The 14,874-nt window shown below is 43.5% G+C and carries 12 protein-coding genes and 1 pseudogene; 4 read left to right on the forward strand and 9 right to left on the reverse strand.

What is annotated here, in order from left to right:
- The first annotated feature begins 62 nt into the window (after positions 1 to 62).
- Together oatA and NSQ83_RS13825 are read left to right on the forward strand one after the other, a co-directional pair.
- Positions 63 to 1,954 (forward strand): annotated as a pseudogene (oatA, locus tag NSQ83_RS13820) (peptidoglycan O-acetyltransferase OatA).
- A gap of 133 nt (positions 1,955 to 2,087) precedes the next feature.
- Entirely contained in the window at positions 2,088 to 2,378 is a 291-nt protein-coding gene (locus NSQ83_RS13825) for a YrhK family protein (RefSeq protein ID WP_147772298.1), read from the forward strand.
- Between the two features lie 243 nt (positions 2,379 to 2,621).
- Here the strand turns inward: NSQ83_RS13825 and cypB are convergent, their stop codons facing one another.
- The 7 genes from cypB to NSQ83_RS13860 form a co-directional block, all read right to left on the reverse strand.
- Positions 2,622 to 5,786 (reverse strand): bifunctional cytochrome P450/NADPH--P450 reductase CypB, encoded by a 3,165-nt coding sequence (gene cypB / locus NSQ83_RS13830; protein ID WP_198878603.1) that lies wholly within the window; start codon positions 5,784 to 5,786, stop codon positions 2,622 to 2,624.
- 16 nt (positions 5,787 to 5,802) lie between these two features.
- Positions 5,803 to 6,387: a transcriptional regulator FatR gene (gene fatR / locus NSQ83_RS13835; protein WP_198878706.1), complete on the reverse strand. Its 585-nt coding sequence runs from the start codon at positions 6,385 to 6,387 to the stop codon at positions 5,803 to 5,805.
- Positions 6,388 to 6,609: 222 nt separating this feature from the next.
- A complete protein-coding gene (locus NSQ83_RS13840; RefSeq protein WP_198878602.1) occupies positions 6,610 to 7,152 on the reverse strand; it encodes a class I SAM-dependent methyltransferase in 543 nt (180 codons plus the stop codon).
- Positions 7,153 to 7,340: 188 nt separating this feature from the next.
- Positions 7,341 to 7,499, reverse strand: a complete 159-nt coding sequence (locus NSQ83_RS13845; RefSeq protein ID WP_003229817.1) for a hypothetical protein — start codon at positions 7,497 to 7,499, stop codon at positions 7,341 to 7,343.
- Between the two features lie 156 nt (positions 7,500 to 7,655).
- Positions 7,656 to 7,805, reverse strand: coding sequence for a YrzI family small protein (locus tag NSQ83_RS13850; protein ID WP_004399102.1), 150 nt, complete (start codon positions 7,803 to 7,805; stop codon positions 7,656 to 7,658).
- Between the two features lie 389 nt (positions 7,806 to 8,194).
- A complete protein-coding gene (locus tag NSQ83_RS13855) occupies positions 8,195 to 8,995 on the reverse strand; it encodes a formate/nitrite transporter family protein (protein ID WP_024572080.1) in 801 nt (266 codons plus the stop codon).
- Positions 8,996 to 9,256: 261 nt separating this feature from the next.
- Positions 9,257 to 9,625, reverse strand: a complete 369-nt coding sequence (locus NSQ83_RS13860; protein ID WP_003229814.1) for a DUF2294 domain-containing protein — start codon at positions 9,623 to 9,625, stop codon at positions 9,257 to 9,259.
- Between the two features lie 315 nt (positions 9,626 to 9,940).
- Here NSQ83_RS13860 and fdhF point away from each other — a divergent pair, with 315 nt between their 5' ends.
- Positions 9,941 to 12,883, forward strand: a complete 2,943-nt coding sequence (fdhF, locus tag NSQ83_RS13865) for a formate dehydrogenase subunit alpha (protein ID WP_010886582.1) — start codon at positions 9,941 to 9,943, stop codon at positions 12,881 to 12,883.
- 18 nt (positions 12,884 to 12,901) lie between these two features.
- Positions 12,902 to 13,384 carry a DUF1641 domain-containing protein gene (locus NSQ83_RS13870; RefSeq protein ID WP_014664782.1) on the forward strand — a complete coding sequence of 161 codons (483 nt, stop codon included), beginning with the start codon at positions 12,902 to 12,904 and terminating at the stop codon, positions 13,382 to 13,384.
- A 36-nt stretch (positions 13,385 to 13,420) separates the two neighbouring features.
- Here NSQ83_RS13870 and NSQ83_RS13875 read toward each other — a convergent pair whose 3' ends face one another.
- Both NSQ83_RS13875 and NSQ83_RS13880 read right to left on the reverse strand, forming a co-directional pair.
- Positions 13,421 to 13,651 carry a YrhC family protein gene (locus tag NSQ83_RS13875; RefSeq protein ID WP_003237358.1) on the reverse strand — a complete coding sequence of 77 codons (231 nt, stop codon included), beginning with the start codon at positions 13,649 to 13,651 and terminating at the stop codon, positions 13,421 to 13,423.
- An 82-nt stretch (positions 13,652 to 13,733) separates the two neighbouring features.
- The gene (locus NSQ83_RS13880) at positions 13,734 to 14,873 is read right to left on the reverse strand and encodes a bifunctional cystathionine gamma-lyase/homocysteine desulfhydrase (protein ID WP_204551345.1); all 1,140 of its coding nucleotides are present in this window, start codon (positions 14,871 to 14,873) and stop codon (positions 13,734 to 13,736) included.
- Between the last annotated feature and the right edge of the window lies 1 nt (position 14,874).

The following is a 14,874-nucleotide window of genomic DNA, read 5'->3' on the forward strand; positions in this document are numbered from 1 at the left end:
CGAGGTCGTAACCTCGCTACCAAAAACAACGAGAATATTTGCATACTATTGGAGGAATACCCATGTATCACAAGACACAGCATCATCGATACATTCCTGGACTTGATGGCCTTCGGGCTTTCGCCGTCCTGTCAGTTATCACTTATCACCTAAATTTCAATTGGGCTAACGGTGGTTTTATCGGAGTTGATATCTTTTTTGTTTTATCCGGATATTTGATTACATCTATTCTATTACCGGCATATGGAAATGATATCAATCTTGATTTTCGGGATTTTTGGGTGCGCCGCATTCGGCGGCTTACCTTATGATCTTTTCCACTGTTGTGTGGGTCGTATTGTTTGATCGAGAACTATTACACACTGTACGTGGAGATGCGATCTCTTCTCTCTTTTATATGAGCAATTGGTGGTTTATTTTTCACAAGCTATCATATTTTGATAGTTTCGGTTCCCCATCACCTCTAAAAAACCTTTGGTCGCTGGCGATTGAAGAACAATTTTATATCATATGGCCGATGTTCTTAGTTGTTGGAATGTACATAATGAAAAGCCGCGCCAGATTGGCTGCGGTGATATCATTGCTTGCGCTTTGTTCAGCCGTGATGATGAGCGTACTGTATGAACCTGGCGGAGATCCGAGCCGCGTTTACTATGGCACAGACACTCGTTCGTTTGAACTTCTCATCGGATGTGCCTTGGCTTTGGTATGGCCGATGAAAAGGCTGTCTTCCAACAGGCTGCCTAGCAAACTGAAGCACACTTTGCACGCCACTGAATTTTCGGCATTTTGTATATTAGTGTTGTGTGTCTATTTCACAGATGAATACGAGCCTTTTCTTTACAGAGGCGGAATGCTATTCATTAGCGTGACTGCCGCAATCCTTATTGCATGTGTTTGCCATCCGAGCAGCTTTTTAGGCAATCTGCTTTCATGGAGGCCGCTTCGGTGGCTTGGAACGAGGTCTTACGGAATTTATCTTTGGCCCTACCCTGTTATTGTGTTAAGCACGCCAGTTCAAGAAATCGGAAACCCTGTTTTTTGGCATATCGTGCTAAAGGTCATTGTGACATGTATACTTGCCGAGCTTTCCTACCATTTTATTGAGAAGCCGATACGGACACAGGGATTTAGGTCATTTTTCCGCCGTGTTTTTATACATAGAATCAAGGAATGGAAAACGACATCTGTCATCAGCAAAATGTCAATTGGTTTCATCATTTTCGCTATACTTATTTTTGCAGGCGGGCTGTCAGGGCTAGCCGGCGAGCAAAAGCACCCTACCAAATGGACCTATAGCTCACAAGAAACAAATGCTGACACCAGCCAAGCTTCTGGGGATGAAAAGGATGCTGCAGCAGATAAAAAACACAATCCTGAACAAAAAACACCAGGCTCCAAGCAAGGACAAAAGGAAAATAAAAATAATGGGCAAGAGACTCATAAAAAGAAAGACACGCAATCTCAACAGTCGAAAGAACCCGCAGACACTGCGAAAGAAGTGTTAGCTATAGGCGATTCCGTCATGCTTGATATTTCTTCACACCTGCATCAGTCACTTTCAAATGTGACGATTGATGGAAAGGTGGGAAGACAAATGTCTCAAGCTTTGGAACTCGCAAAGGAATACAAGTCTTTTAATCAGCCCAACAAGGCTGTCATCATTGAGCTTGGAACCAATGGCTACTTTACAAACAGCCAAATCGAACAACTGCTTCAATCTTTCTCAAAAGCCCATATTTATCTCGTCAATACACGGGTTCCCCGCCAATGGGAAAGCAAGGTTAATGAATCTTTACAGCACCAGGCAAGCGCACATCAAAATGTTACGTTAGTTGACTGGCATACAGAAGCCCTTCGGCATCCGGAATATTTTACCCCTGATGGTGTTCACTTGGTTCCTAAAGGGGCAAAAGCTTTGACTGCTCTTATTGTTCAGGCGATGAAATCGTAAAAAAGAGATCCTATACGGATCACTTTTTTACTTTAGTTTCTGATCGTTGATTATGTCTTCTTTCAGCAAGGCAGCCCTTATGTTTACATGCCGGTTACGTAAGGGTAAGCCAAAATTGAATGGAGGGATGATAATGAAAGGAAATGAAGAACATGACATCCAAAAAGAGCTGAAACGATATGAGCTTTTTTTCAAAAAACGATATAAGATTCTTTATACAGTAAACGATTTTATCATCGGTGCTTTGTTCCTCGTTGGAAGCTTTTTCTTTTTCTATGACCGTTTAAAGTCGGCAGGGATATGGCTGTTTGCGGTCGGAAGCTTGCTGCTGTTAATCAGGCCGACCATTCGGCTGATTCATGACCTTCATTACCGTAAACATGTGGAACGGCAATTCAAGCATCAATCTTCAACAGATGACTGATCTTAAGGAATAAGAAAGAACAAAATGCCAAAAGCCTGAGTTGAAAATCAAAAACAAGACTTTTAGACTATTTATTTTTAAAAATAAGGTAAAAAGAACTAAACTTTTGCCTCTGCATGCCGATATGAATAATAAGGCCGGCGCGATACTCCCTATAACATCCTTTTCAGTAGATTTCATTATCGTGCCGGTTTTCTCATATGCAAAGCAATCCCGCCAATCAGATTGGCGGGATTTTATATTTTACATTCCTGTCCAAACGTCTTTCACATAACGTCTTTGATCTTGCAGCTTTTGCAGCCATTCAGCTGATTCTTCCTGGCTTGCTCCTTTTTCAGCTTCATACGCCAATCGCAAAGTTTTCTCTACATCAGGAGCCATTTGCGATCCATCACCGCATACGTAAATATGAGCCCCTTTTTCAATGAGTGTCATCAATTTCTGCGTATCTTGCTTGAGCAAGTGCTGGACATATCCTTTTGGTTCGTTTTCGACGCGCGAGTAGCATCGGCGGATTGTGACCAAACCGTCCTGTTCCGCTTGATCCAGCTCTTCTCTGTAAAGGTCGTCATGGTCCGGGCGGCGGCAGCCGAAGTATAAAAGTGCTTCACCAAGGGTGCTTCCTTCCTTCTTCAAAACCGATCTTGCCTGAATAAAGCCCCTGAATGGCGCAATTCCTGTGCCCGGCCCGACCATAATCATAGGCGTTTCAGGCTCATCCGGCATCTGGAATCCGGACTGCGGTGTACGAATGAAGCAGGCTGCTGCATCACCTGTATTCAATTCTGCTAAGTAATTAGAGGCAACACCCCGGTATTCACCTCGGCCGCTCCATGCTGAGGCTTTCACAACTCCTACCGTCATGCTCACGATATTTGCATGAACTTTCGGTGAGCTTGAAATGGAATAGTATCTCGGTTTTAGTGATGGCAAAAGTGCTAAAAACCGTTCAAACGGCATTTCGCAGGCAGGATAATCCTCTAAAAAATCAAGCATGGTAAGACGTTTTGCAAGTACCTGCTCTTTGTAAATGCCAGCATCTGAAACGAGCTGTTCCAGCTCTTTTTGATGCGGCGGACAGACTGTATAAGAGGCCAGCTCCCGAAGCTGAAGCCTTGATGCCGGTTCCTGCAGCTCTACATAGGACGACAATAAATCCACTACTTTGATCGGCCGATCCATCGGCAGATGAGACATATGAGCGCTTCCGCTTACTTTTATCACATGATTGGACTGCAAACCGAATCGGCTGAGAACCCGCTGAACAAGCTCCCTGCTGTTCTTCGGCAGGATTCCGATATGATCGCCTTCTTTATATGTTTTACCAGCCGGAATTTCCAATTCAATATGGCGGGTTGAACGCGTGCTGTCAGCTGTCTGGAGTTCTCGATTCTCTAACACAATCCCTTCAAACGCGCCATATGCTTTAGCAACCGGCGTTTCCGTCGCTTCACTGAGAAAAGTAATCGATAATGAAGGCCTGTCTTCTTTCTGGGCTATTTCGTTAATATCAAATGCGTCCATCGTTTCCTTCCAGAAGCGGTTTTCCCAAGACTCACGGTGGCTTTCAAAATCATCGGCGGCGTCACCTTCCCCAATCGCTGTTAAACGCGATGCCCCCTTTGCTTTCATCATGTCATCAATCAGGCGGGGAATCCGCTGATACGTGCTGGCCCAGCTCCGGTTTCCGCAGCCGAATACCGTATAGGAAACACCTTTCAATTGGCCTTCCTCAAGCTCTTTCAGCCACTCTACAAAGCCGGCAGCATTATCAGGCGGCGCCCCATTATAAGAAGCCGTTACAATGACGACTGCCCCTTCTTCAGGGAGCTTGCCGATATAATCATCAAGCGGAGCCGTTTCAGCTGTAAAGCCCATCTGGCGGCCTTGAGCAGCCAATTCACCGGCTATTCCCTCAGCTGTCCCAAGGTTTGAACCGTAAAGAACGAGTAAAGGTGTGCCGTGTTTAGGTTTGGTTTCTTTTGGCTTTGTTTCTGCTTTGATGTCTGCCTGTTCTTTTCTCTGTACATTGATTGCCGCTGTTTTCCGCAGTTTCACAGTAATTTTAAAATCATCCGGCTTGATCGTTAATGCTTCTTTGATTTTTAGTTCATAGCCAGTATGGTTTATCAATTCAAAATGCTTTAATACAAGACCGAGAACCATTGTCGCTTCTTGAAGAGCAAACTGCATGCCAATACAAGCGCGCTGTCCGTTTCCAAACGGCTTATACGCATGGTGCGGGATACTTGAAGGATCCTCAAACCGTTCCGGACGGAAATCTTCCGCATCCGGTCCCCAAGCGTTTTGATCCCGGTGCAGTTTTGGAATTAAAACAGTGACTGGCTGCCCTTTGCTGATCGGATATTCCCCGCCTAGAACAGTATCCTCCTTCGCATATAGAGAAAAAGCCGGAGCTGTTGGATACAGTCTGAGGGTTTCATTTAAAACCATCCGAATGTATTTGAGCTGCTGGATTTGTTTATATTCAGGCGTGTCATCCGTTAACACGCGATCCGCTTCCTCCTGAGCTTTTTTCAGTTTTTCCGGATGTGTAAGCAGACAGTAAATCGCAAAGGAAAGCAAACCGCTTGTCGTCTCATGTCCAGCAATTAAAAATGTGATGATTTGATACCTTATGTTTTCATCATCCAGCGTTTCACCGGTTACTGGATCTTTGGCATAAAGCATGAGAGACAAGAGATCCTTGATGTTTTCATCCGGATTCGCCTTTCGCTCCGCTATCATTCTATCGACCAGGGAGTTCATGACTTCTATATCCTTTTGGAACTGCAGCTTTGTTTTCACCATCATTTTATCTTGCAGACCCAGTCTTTTCGATTGATTCATCGCCTCTTTTAAGGCACGGAGCATACTGGTGATAAACGGATGCTGTGAATCACGGTAAAAGCTGTTGAATCGATAGTTAAACCCGCATAACCCAATCGTATCAAGCGTCAGACGTGTCATATCGTCCGCTACATCAATTTCTTCATTAGGGTTTAACCGGCTCCACTTTTGAATCAGCTGGGTTGCGATATCCAGCATCATAGAATGATAGCCTTTCATCGCTTTTTGACTAAAACTCGGCAGCAAAATGCGGTGGGCTTTTTGCCAGTTCGGTTCGTGCGTCCAGCTTGTAAATAAGCCATCTCCCCCGAACTCACGCACCTTTTGCAAGCCTTTGCCAAGGTTCTTGTCGAAGCGTTTTTCATCACACACTTCAGCCACAAAATTGTGGCCCGAAACAAAAACACTGGATACTCCCGGAAAATCAAAACGGAAAATCGGTCCCAATTCATCAGCTATCCGCCATAAGGATTGAGAAAGCTGTTCTTTTTCCAGATGCGGAAGATTTTTTAAAGGTCCGTATGTTTTGGGCTGAGGTATTGCGCTTGCCTGTTTCATTAACATCTCCCTTTCCTTATTTTTGTGATGAATGAAGCTTAATGGCGTCCCAGCAGCATTGTTCCAATTCAGTAATTAAATCAGTGTCCATCTCTATATCACCTGTTTGAACGAGCTGATATATCTTGAGAAACGCCCCTAATACAATCGCAATTAACACATTAGAGGGCAGGCTGCGAATCACGCCTTCCGCTTTTCCATTATTAAAATAGTCATCAAGCATTTGAGTCAGATTTTCTATCATTTTTTTGCTTGTATGATTTAAGTAATGAGCATCTTTTTTGGTTTCAAGAAAAAAAAGCGCATAGTCGCTCTCTTTCGTAAACTGAACGAGACAGCAAAATACGTGGTGAAAGCCTTCTCTGACAGGCAATTCTGAAACGTCTTGCTTCAGTTTTTCCGTAAATCGCTGGATGCTTTCTTGAAACAGTACGTTGACGAGTGTTTCTTTGCTGTCAAAATAACGATAGATCGTTCCTGTCCCTACATGAGCACGTTCAGCTATCATAGGAATAGTGGTAGCGTCAAAACCCCTTTCCGTAAAAAGTGAGACCGACGCTTTCATAATCATGTCGTATTTACTGCTGGATGCGGATATCATGTAATCTGACAACCTCCGATTCGTTTACGGAATGAATATTCATTCCTTTTGTTCACAAAGAATGTCTGCCCTGTCTGATATCACCTCTTTGTTCTTTCTTCTGTTATAAGTTTATATGAAAAAAACTTTTTTTAATATAAAGTATATGCAAAAAATAAAAAATTAAGAAAATATACCCAAATCCTAATGCGAGGATCTTGGATATATTTCCCGAGAAATTTTTTATTTAACAGCCACAATACATAGACAGGAATCACGCCTGATAACAGAAAGATCCCTGAAATGCTGGTCTTTCAGCAGTTGAATATACGTTTTCTCTTTTTCACCGGTATTTGTGTCAATACTGATATAAAACCGGCCGTCAATTTGAAGCACCCTGTAAATTTCTCTTAATGCAAGCCTAATATTGGTGCAGCTTTGAACCGTATGTAAAGAAAAGACTTTATTAAAGGTACGGTCATCAAAGGGAATGTCCTCTGGATAGCCATGAAAAACCTCCCCGTTCCCCATGTTCTTTCGATTCGCACATGATATCTGTCTTACCTTTCGTTTTGAAGGATCAATGCTTTTTAGGCTTCCCTTTTCTAGTTTCTTGGTTATGCTTTTAAAGACAGTGCCGTTTCCAATTCCAATTTCTAAAATTCTGTCATTTTCTTGTATATCTATAGAGTCAATCATCATATGCTCAATTGTTTTGGTTAGCTTATATTTCCGAGAAAATAATTTCCAAAAATCCGATCGTTTATAGAGTCTATTTTCTAGCATTTTAAACACCTGCTTTTGGTTTCCTATGTTTATTTATTATCTTAAAAAAATAAATATCATCTTCATTTCTAAAAGTGAAGGAAGGTACCAACTAGACGGCAATGTATTGAAAAATGTTTCAACAGAACTAAACTTTTTCATTTTTTTCCGCAAAAAAAGCAGAAAACATAATGTTTTCTGCCCTCTTTCTAATGCCAATGATAAGGGAATACATACAGCCTTTGCTGCTGCATTGCCATCAGCCTCTGCTGTCGGAATGGATTTCCATAACCATGTTTGAACGAATGCGGCATGGACGCATAACCATGGCCAATCGACGGCAGCCTTTTTTGATAATCGTTCATCATGCCATCACCTGCCTCACAGTAACGTTGATTTATTGTATGCAGGCAGGCATTTTCTTGACAGTCGTATCGCTAAACTTGGTCCTTCTCCATTGTATAATGCATCAATAATTCCATTCTAAGCATATGCCATTCCCCCTTCAGTTTTTTTCGTTGCTTTTAGCGCCAGTTTGTTAAATAAAGATGCTTTAACTGAGACTCTTTCATTTCATCATAAATCTGCTCAATCTGCTGTTCTCGTTCGAATTCTTCCAGGCTTTTAAACCTTTTTTTTATCGTTAACGTTAAAAAGAATAGATTAATCGTCATATCGCTCACCCCCTTTCAAAGTCCGCATCAAGCGAAATAACCCGCGGCACACCCCTTCTGCCGCGGGCAAATAAAAACCGCAGACAAAAGAAGACACCAATGCCTCTACTGCCTGCGGGGAGTTGCGTATGTCCGACTATTCCGAATTTAATGCGTGCGATAAGCATCGGTTAAGGAAGGACACGAACTCTTCCACAGGCTGAATAAACCATGAACTTTTACATGTGTATCACGTACAGGTTGACGTCGTTGTCTCATTGTCATTTTGGTTCAGCCTCCTTTGCTTTTTTCTTACTTTGTAAGTATATCCATCAAATTCCATTTTGTAAACATCTTTTTCTAAAAATGGACGGAAATTGTGCAAATCATCGAATGGATTTGCCCGTTGGTCATGACACCTGCTTCATTTCTTTTCTGGAGCGGTCTTTCTTATGATATGCAATAAAATAAATGAGACCGACAAATACAGCTCCGCCGATGACATTACCGATAAAAGCTGGAATGATGTTTCCGATGAACTGCCCCCACGTGAATGAGCCTGCAAAAATGGCAGCAGGAATCACAAACATGTTGGCGACAACGTGCTGAAATCCGATAGCCACAAAAGCCATGATTGGGAACCAGATGCCAAGGATTTTTCCTGCTGCGTCTTGGGCGCCGAAAGAAAGCCACACTGCAAGGCATACAAGCCAGTTACAGCCGATGCCGGAAATGAGAACCTTGCCAAAGCTCATATCGAGCTTTCCTTGGGCAACGGCAATCGTTTTTTCTAAATAAGGACCTGTTTCAGTCAATCCAACCAAATGCCCGAAAAAGTACGCAACAAACAATGCGCCGATTAAGTTCATAATTGTGACGATTCCCCAGTTAATCGCTAACTCTTTTACTGATATTTTTCTCGAAAATAACGCCATCGCAACTGACATCATATTGCCTGTGATCAGTTCAGCGCCAGCGAGTACGACAAGGATCAGGCCGACTGGAAATACTGCTGCTCCAATCAAACTGGACAGGCTCCCCCATTCTTTCGGAAGATCGCCGATTACCCTGATATCAAGCAAATACCCAAGCGCGATAAATGCACCGCCTAAAAACCCCAGCACGAGCAGTGACGGCAGCGGAAGCTTTATTTTTTTCATCCCTGCTTCAATTGCTGCTTCCGCTATTTCATCCGGTTTTCGAAAAGCCATAATTAAACGCCTCCATTATTTCTTCTTTTTTCACAGTTATGCAAGAAAGGCAATAAAAAAGGCAGCACTCAAATAACCTGTGTCAAACCAGGCGTTTGAATGCTGCCTAACTTGTATGCATACCCATACAACAATATCAAGCAGTATGAAGATATTGAAAGAGAATATATACAGTTCGTGCATACATTCCATTGCTTTAGCCTTCTATAACTGTAGCAACATCATATCAAATGTGACAAATTTGTGTCAATGACAAATATACTAGCTTTGCAGAACTTCTTTTTGCTCATCTATTTTTCGGTCAAAAACAAATACAGATACAGCGATGTTTTCCTCAATTTTAATATCAGAAAACAAATGGACTAGCTTAGCTCCCATGAGTTCCTCCATTCCTTCCGGTGTTTGTTTGGAATAAAGGTCTTGAATTAGGCTTGTCCGGGCCGCATGTACCATCTCTCTTCCTTCAGGCGTGCGGGCGATAAACTGCTCGCTTGCACTCAGATTTCCGTATAGTGTTGAAACTGCCATGTTTTCTACAAATACAGTATGAATTCTCTCAGGCCCTTTTCCGAACAATTCTTTGCGAAGTTTTCGAATGATATCATTGAATTCATGAATTTTTTTAGACATGCTGATTACCCCTTCCGATATTGCCTTATAAAGGCTTTTCCCGGTTCCCCTCAGGACATTTCACTTGGTTAAAATTTTCCTGCCATATTGTATTATAATAAATATCACATTATAATAAAAGCAGTGTTGATGGATTTGTAATAGGATCTTGTTATGAGTCTATCGTTTTATAAAAATCAAGGATTGGTCTGTTAGTAAGACTTGCTAGTGAACTATTCCGCCATGTGTGTTTACACCTTCTTAGAATTAAGGGCAGGTGTATCTATACATGGCTTTTTTTGACTTCTTGAAAGACAGATGGAGGGGAATATGAATATGATGGACGTTAAGTCGATCAGTGTCCGTGTAGACGGAACAGAAATTCAAGCACGAGCAGGGGCCACAATTTTAGATATTTTAAATGAAAACGGAATTGAGTACCCGCAGATTTGCCACGTACCAGAGGTTGACCCGATTCAAACTTGTGATACTTGCATAGTAGAGGCAAACGGCAAGCTGGTTCGTTCATGCGCGACGGTTGCAGAAAACGGGATGTCTATTGATCTTTCAGGAAATCGAGTGAAAGAAGCGCAAACCGAAGCGATGGACCGCCTTCTTGAAAATCATTTGCTGTATTGTACAGTTTGCGATAACAACAATGGAAACTGTACGCTGCATAATACAGCGGAAATGATGGGGATCGAGCATCAAAAATACCCATACACGCCAAAAGAAGATCCTTCTTGCGCGGTTGATATGTCTCATCCTTTTTACCGCTATGATCCAAACCAATGTATTGCCTGCGGCCAGTGTGTTGAGGTCTGTCAAAACCTTCAGGTAAATGAAACACTCTCAATCGACTGGGAGCGCGAACGCCCTCGCGTCATTTGGGATGAGGGAGTTCCGATCAATGAATCTTCCTGTGTCAGCTGCGGTCAGTGTGTAACAGTATGTCCATGTAATGCACTGATGGAAAAATCAATGCTCGGGCAGGCTGGTTTTATGACAGGCATTAAAGAGGACGTCATGGAACCGATGATTGATCTCGTGAAAAATGTTGAACCGGGGTATGGCAGCATTTTTGCCATTTCTGAAGTCGAAGCGGCAATGCGTGAAACGAGAACGAAAAAAACGAAAACTGTATGTACGTTCTGCGGTGTCGGGTGTTCATTTGAAGTATGGACAAAAGGACGGGATATTTTAAAGATCCAGCCTGTTTCTGATGCTCCGGTTAACGCGATTTCCACATGTGTCAAAGGGAAATTCGGCTGGGATTTTGTCAATTCAAAAGAGCGGATCACAAAGCCTTTAATCCGTAAAAACGGAGCCTTTGTGGAGTCTTCTTGGGAAGAAGCCCTCGATCTTGTCGCAAGCAGATTAGGATCAATTAAAGAGCAATACGGTAAAGGCTCTGTAGGGTTTATTTCTTCTTCTAAAATTACGAATGAAGAAAACTACGTCATTCAAAAACTAGCGCGTCAGGTATTTGAAACAAACAACGTCGATAACTGCTCACGCTACTGCCAGTCTCCTGCTACAGACGGATTGTTCCGCACTGTCGGCATGGGCGGTGACGCCGGCACGATTAAAGATATTGCCAAAGCAGGCCTGGTCATCATTGTCGGTGCCAATCCGGCGGAAGGACACCCAGTGCTCGCAACACGCGTCAAACGGGCACACAAGCTCCACGGTCAAAAACTGATTGTTGCTGACCTGCGTAAAAATGAGATGGCTGAGCGATCTGATCTGTTCATCAGCCCTAAACAAGGCACAGACCAAGTTTGGCTGATGGCTGTTACGAAATATATGATCGACCAAGGCTGGCACGATCAGGCGTTTATTGATGAGAACGTCAATTACTTTGAAGATTATAAAGAAACCCTTAAAACGTATACGCTTGATTATGCAGAACGCATCACAGGCCTTTCAAAAGAAAACATCATTCAAATTGCTGAAATGATTCGTGATGCTGACGGCACTTGTGTCCTTTGGGGAATGGGTGTCACACAAAATACAGGCGGTTCTGATACATCAGCAGCCATTTCAAACCTGCTTCTCGCTACGGGCAACTATCGCCGTCCAGGTGCCGGCGCTTATCCTCTGCGCGGACACAATAACGTGCAAGGCGCATGTGATATGGGAACATTGCCTGGCTGGCTGCCGGGATATCAGCATATTACAGATGACAAAGCACGCGCTAAATTTGAAGAGGCATATGGTGTCGAGATTGATGGAAAGCCTGGTTTAGATAATATTCAAATGCTTCATGCCATTGAAGAAGGAAAAATGAAAGCTATGTATCTTGTCGGTGAGGATATGGCACTGGTCGATTCAAACGCGAACCATGTGCATGATATTTTATCAAGCCTTGATTTCTTCGTGGTACAGGACATCTTCCTGTCAAGAACAGCTCAATATGCTGATGTCGTCTTGCCGGCCACTCCTTCACTTGAAAAAGACGGAACATTTACCAACACAGAACGCCGTGTCCAGCGATTGTATCAGGCGCTTCCGACGCTTGGTGACGCAAAACCGGACTGGTGGATTATTCAAGAGGTGGCAAACCGTTTAGGAGCGAATTGGAATTACAGCCATCCAAGTGACATTTTCTCTGAAATGGCGAGTCTTTCTCCTCTGTTTGCCAAAGCAAGCTATGAGGTGCTTGAAGGCTGGAACAGCTTCCTATGGGGCAGCTTCACAGGTGAAAGCACACCGCTTCTGTATGAAGACGGATTTAATTTCCCTGACAAAAAAGCACGCTTTGCCCTTTCTGATTGGACCGAGCCAGCGGCATTTCCGGAGGAATATGACCTTCATATCAATAACGGCCGGATGCTGGAGCATTTCCACGAAGGAAACATGACAAATAAATCGAAAGGCATCCAAGCGAAAGTGCCGAATGTATTCGTTGAGATCTCACCTGAGCTTGCACAAGAGCGAGGTGTTTGTGACGGTTCGCTTGTACGGCTCGTTTCTCCGTTCGGAGCAGTCAAATTGAACGCGCTGATCACAGACCGGGTACGGAAAAATGAACTCTATTTGCCAATGAACTCGACAGACAAGGAGTCAGCGATTAACTTCTTGACGGGCCCTGCAGCTGATAAACGGACGAACACGCCTGCTTATAAACAGACAAAGGTCCGCATGGAAGTGCTTGGCGGCTGTGAAACAGCGCCGCTTCCAAAAACAAATCCGCGCAACAAAAAACGGCATCCGCAAAACGGAGTCGAAGCAGAAAGAAAATGGAACCGCCCTGGCTATGTCCATCTGACTGATTAAACGATAGGAGGAAAACGAATGGCCACTCCGATTACGACGATCAAAAAAGAAACAAAAACAGCTGAGCAAATGAAGCTTGAAAAAATAGAAGAACTGAAAGAGCTGCTGGCGGAAAATGAGGACGCCGTCTCTAAAACGATGACGTTAATGAATGAACTCAATGATCTTGGAATTTTTGATGCGGCAACAAGCATGCTCAGAGCGAAGGAAGACATTGCCAAGATTGCGCTTGGCCAAGTTTCCCGCGAGCCTGTCACCAACCTCATCAACACGATGATGGCTGCCGGAGGCGCATTGACAAAAGCCGATCCTGAGTTTACAGCAAAGCTTTTAGAAAGCGTAATGGCTGGGACTGAACAGGCACAAAGCTTTTTAAAAGAAGACAAGAAAGTCGGGATTCTCGACCTGTTAAAAGCAATGAACGATCCTGACATCAACAGAGCCGTCGGCTTCGGTCTTCAGTTTTTAAAAGGCATGGGAAAAGAACTTCGAGAAAAATAACAGAAAAACAGCCATCGCTTGATGATGGCTGTTTTTTTATTCGTCGGCTTCTTCCAGACGCTTCTTGTAAATAAGTGAACGGTCAGCGCAAAAGAAGGCACCGGCTAAAAATACGCAATCCGCTAAAAACATCGTCGATTTCTGGCCTAATGTTAAACCTTGATCAGGGAGAACTGCGCCTATATATAAAAAAGTGCTGACTGCAAGCAATGTAAAAGCAAAATGCTTGTAGTCTTCTTTTAAAGATTTCATTCTATTTTTGTTCAAAAGAATCACCTGCCAGATTCATAGTATACGACTATTATAATATAATCCGGCGGCTTACAGAGAAAGTAATTCTATCCATTTGTTATATATTTTCAAGCGCTTGGCCGATATCTTCCAACAAGTCTTCCGCATCTTCAATTCCTACAGAAATTCTGATCAAGCCGTCCGTAATGCCGAGCTCAAGCCGGCGTTCTCTCGGAATAGAGGCATGTGTCATTCTTGCAGGAACAGAAATTAAGCTTTCAACCGCCCCCAGGCTTTCAGCAATGGTAAACAGTTTCAGATTTCCTAAAAACGCATCAACCCGTTCTTCACTGCCAATATCAAAGGAGATCATGCCGCCGAAGCCCGATCCTTGCGTTTTTGCAAGCTCATGTCCGGGATGATTTGAAGAACCTGGATAATATAACGTTTGGACAGCAGGATGATTCTCAAGAAAGCTTGCGATTTTCCGTGCATTTTGATCAATCGCGTCCATTCTGAGTCCCAACGTTTTGATTCCTCTCATCAACAGCCAGGAATCTTGAGGGCCGAGCACGCCGCCTGTGGAGTTTTGCACAAAATGCAGCTCTTCTCCAAGCTCTTTCGAAGCTGTCACAACTAAACCTCCGACGACATCACTGTGTCCGCCAAGATATTTTGTCGCACTGTGCAGTACGATATCAGCGCCTAAAGTAAGCGGCTGCTGAAAATAAGGAGTATTAAAGGTATTGTCTACGATAAGCAGAACACCCGCTTTTTTTGCGATATCAGCCATGAGCGTCAGGTCGGTGATTTTGAGCAACGGGTTTGTCGGAGTTTCAATATAAATGGCTTTTGTATTAGGGCGAATCGCTTTTTCAACTTCTTCCCTGCTGCTCGTATCAACAAATGTTGATTCAATGCCAAGACGGTTAAGCACCTTTGTCATCACGCGATATGTTCCACCGTACACATCATCAGTCAACACGACATGATCTCCGCTGTTAAACAGCATCATAACCGCTGTAATGGCAGCCATTCCTGAGCTGAACGCATAGCCTGCTTCCCCGCTTTCCAGTTCTGTCACTAGTGCTTCGAGAGCGGTTCGAGTCGGATTGGCCGTTCTTGAATACTCGTAGCCTGTATGCTGCCCTGCTTTCGGCTGCTTGTACGTGCTTACTTGATAAATCGGCACGGAAACTGCGCCTGTTTTCTCATCACCTGTGATTCCGCCATGTATCATCAATGTTTTTTTCTTCATA

Source organism: Bacillus sp. PS217 (assembly GCF_037963535.1).
Classification (GTDB): Bacteria; Bacillota; Bacilli; order Bacillales; family Bacillaceae; genus Bacillus; species Bacillus subtilis.

Excerpts from the sequence above, each read along its gene's own strand:
- NSQ83_RS13825 (WP_147772298.1), top strand. The coding sequence starts at position 2,088 with ATGAAAGGAAATGAAGAACATGACATCCAAAAAGAGCTGAAACGATAT.
- cypB (WP_198878603.1), bottom strand. The coding sequence starts at position 5,786 with ATGAAACAGGCAAGCGCAATACCTCAGCCCAAAACATACGGACCTTTA.
- fatR (WP_198878706.1), bottom strand. The coding sequence starts at position 6,387 with ATGATATCCGCATCCAGCAGTAAATACGACATGATTATGAAAGCGTCG.
- NSQ83_RS13840 (WP_198878602.1), bottom strand. The coding sequence starts at position 7,152 with ATGCTAGAAAATAGACTCTATAAACGATCGGATTTTTGGAAATTATTT.
- NSQ83_RS13845 (WP_003229817.1), bottom strand. The coding sequence starts at position 7,499 with ATGATGAACGATTATCAAAAAAGGCTGCCGTCGATTGGCCATGGTTAT.
- NSQ83_RS13850 (WP_004399102.1), bottom strand. The coding sequence starts at position 7,805 with ATGACGATTAATCTATTCTTTTTAACGTTAACGATAAAAAAAAGGTTT.
- NSQ83_RS13855 (WP_024572080.1), bottom strand. The coding sequence starts at position 8,995 with ATGGCTTTTCGAAAACCGGATGAAATAGCGGAAGCAGCAATTGAAGCA.
- NSQ83_RS13860 (WP_003229814.1), bottom strand. The coding sequence starts at position 9,625 with ATGTCTAAAAAAATTCATGAATTCAATGATATCATTCGAAAACTTCGC.
- fdhF (WP_010886582.1), top strand. The coding sequence starts at position 9,941 with ATGATGGACGTTAAGTCGATCAGTGTCCGTGTAGACGGAACAGAAATT.
- NSQ83_RS13870 (WP_014664782.1), top strand. The coding sequence starts at position 12,902 with ATGGCCACTCCGATTACGACGATCAAAAAAGAAACAAAAACAGCTGAG.
- NSQ83_RS13880 (WP_204551345.1), bottom strand. The coding sequence starts at position 14,873 with ATGAAGAAAAAAACATTGATGATACATGGCGGAATCACAGGTGATGAG.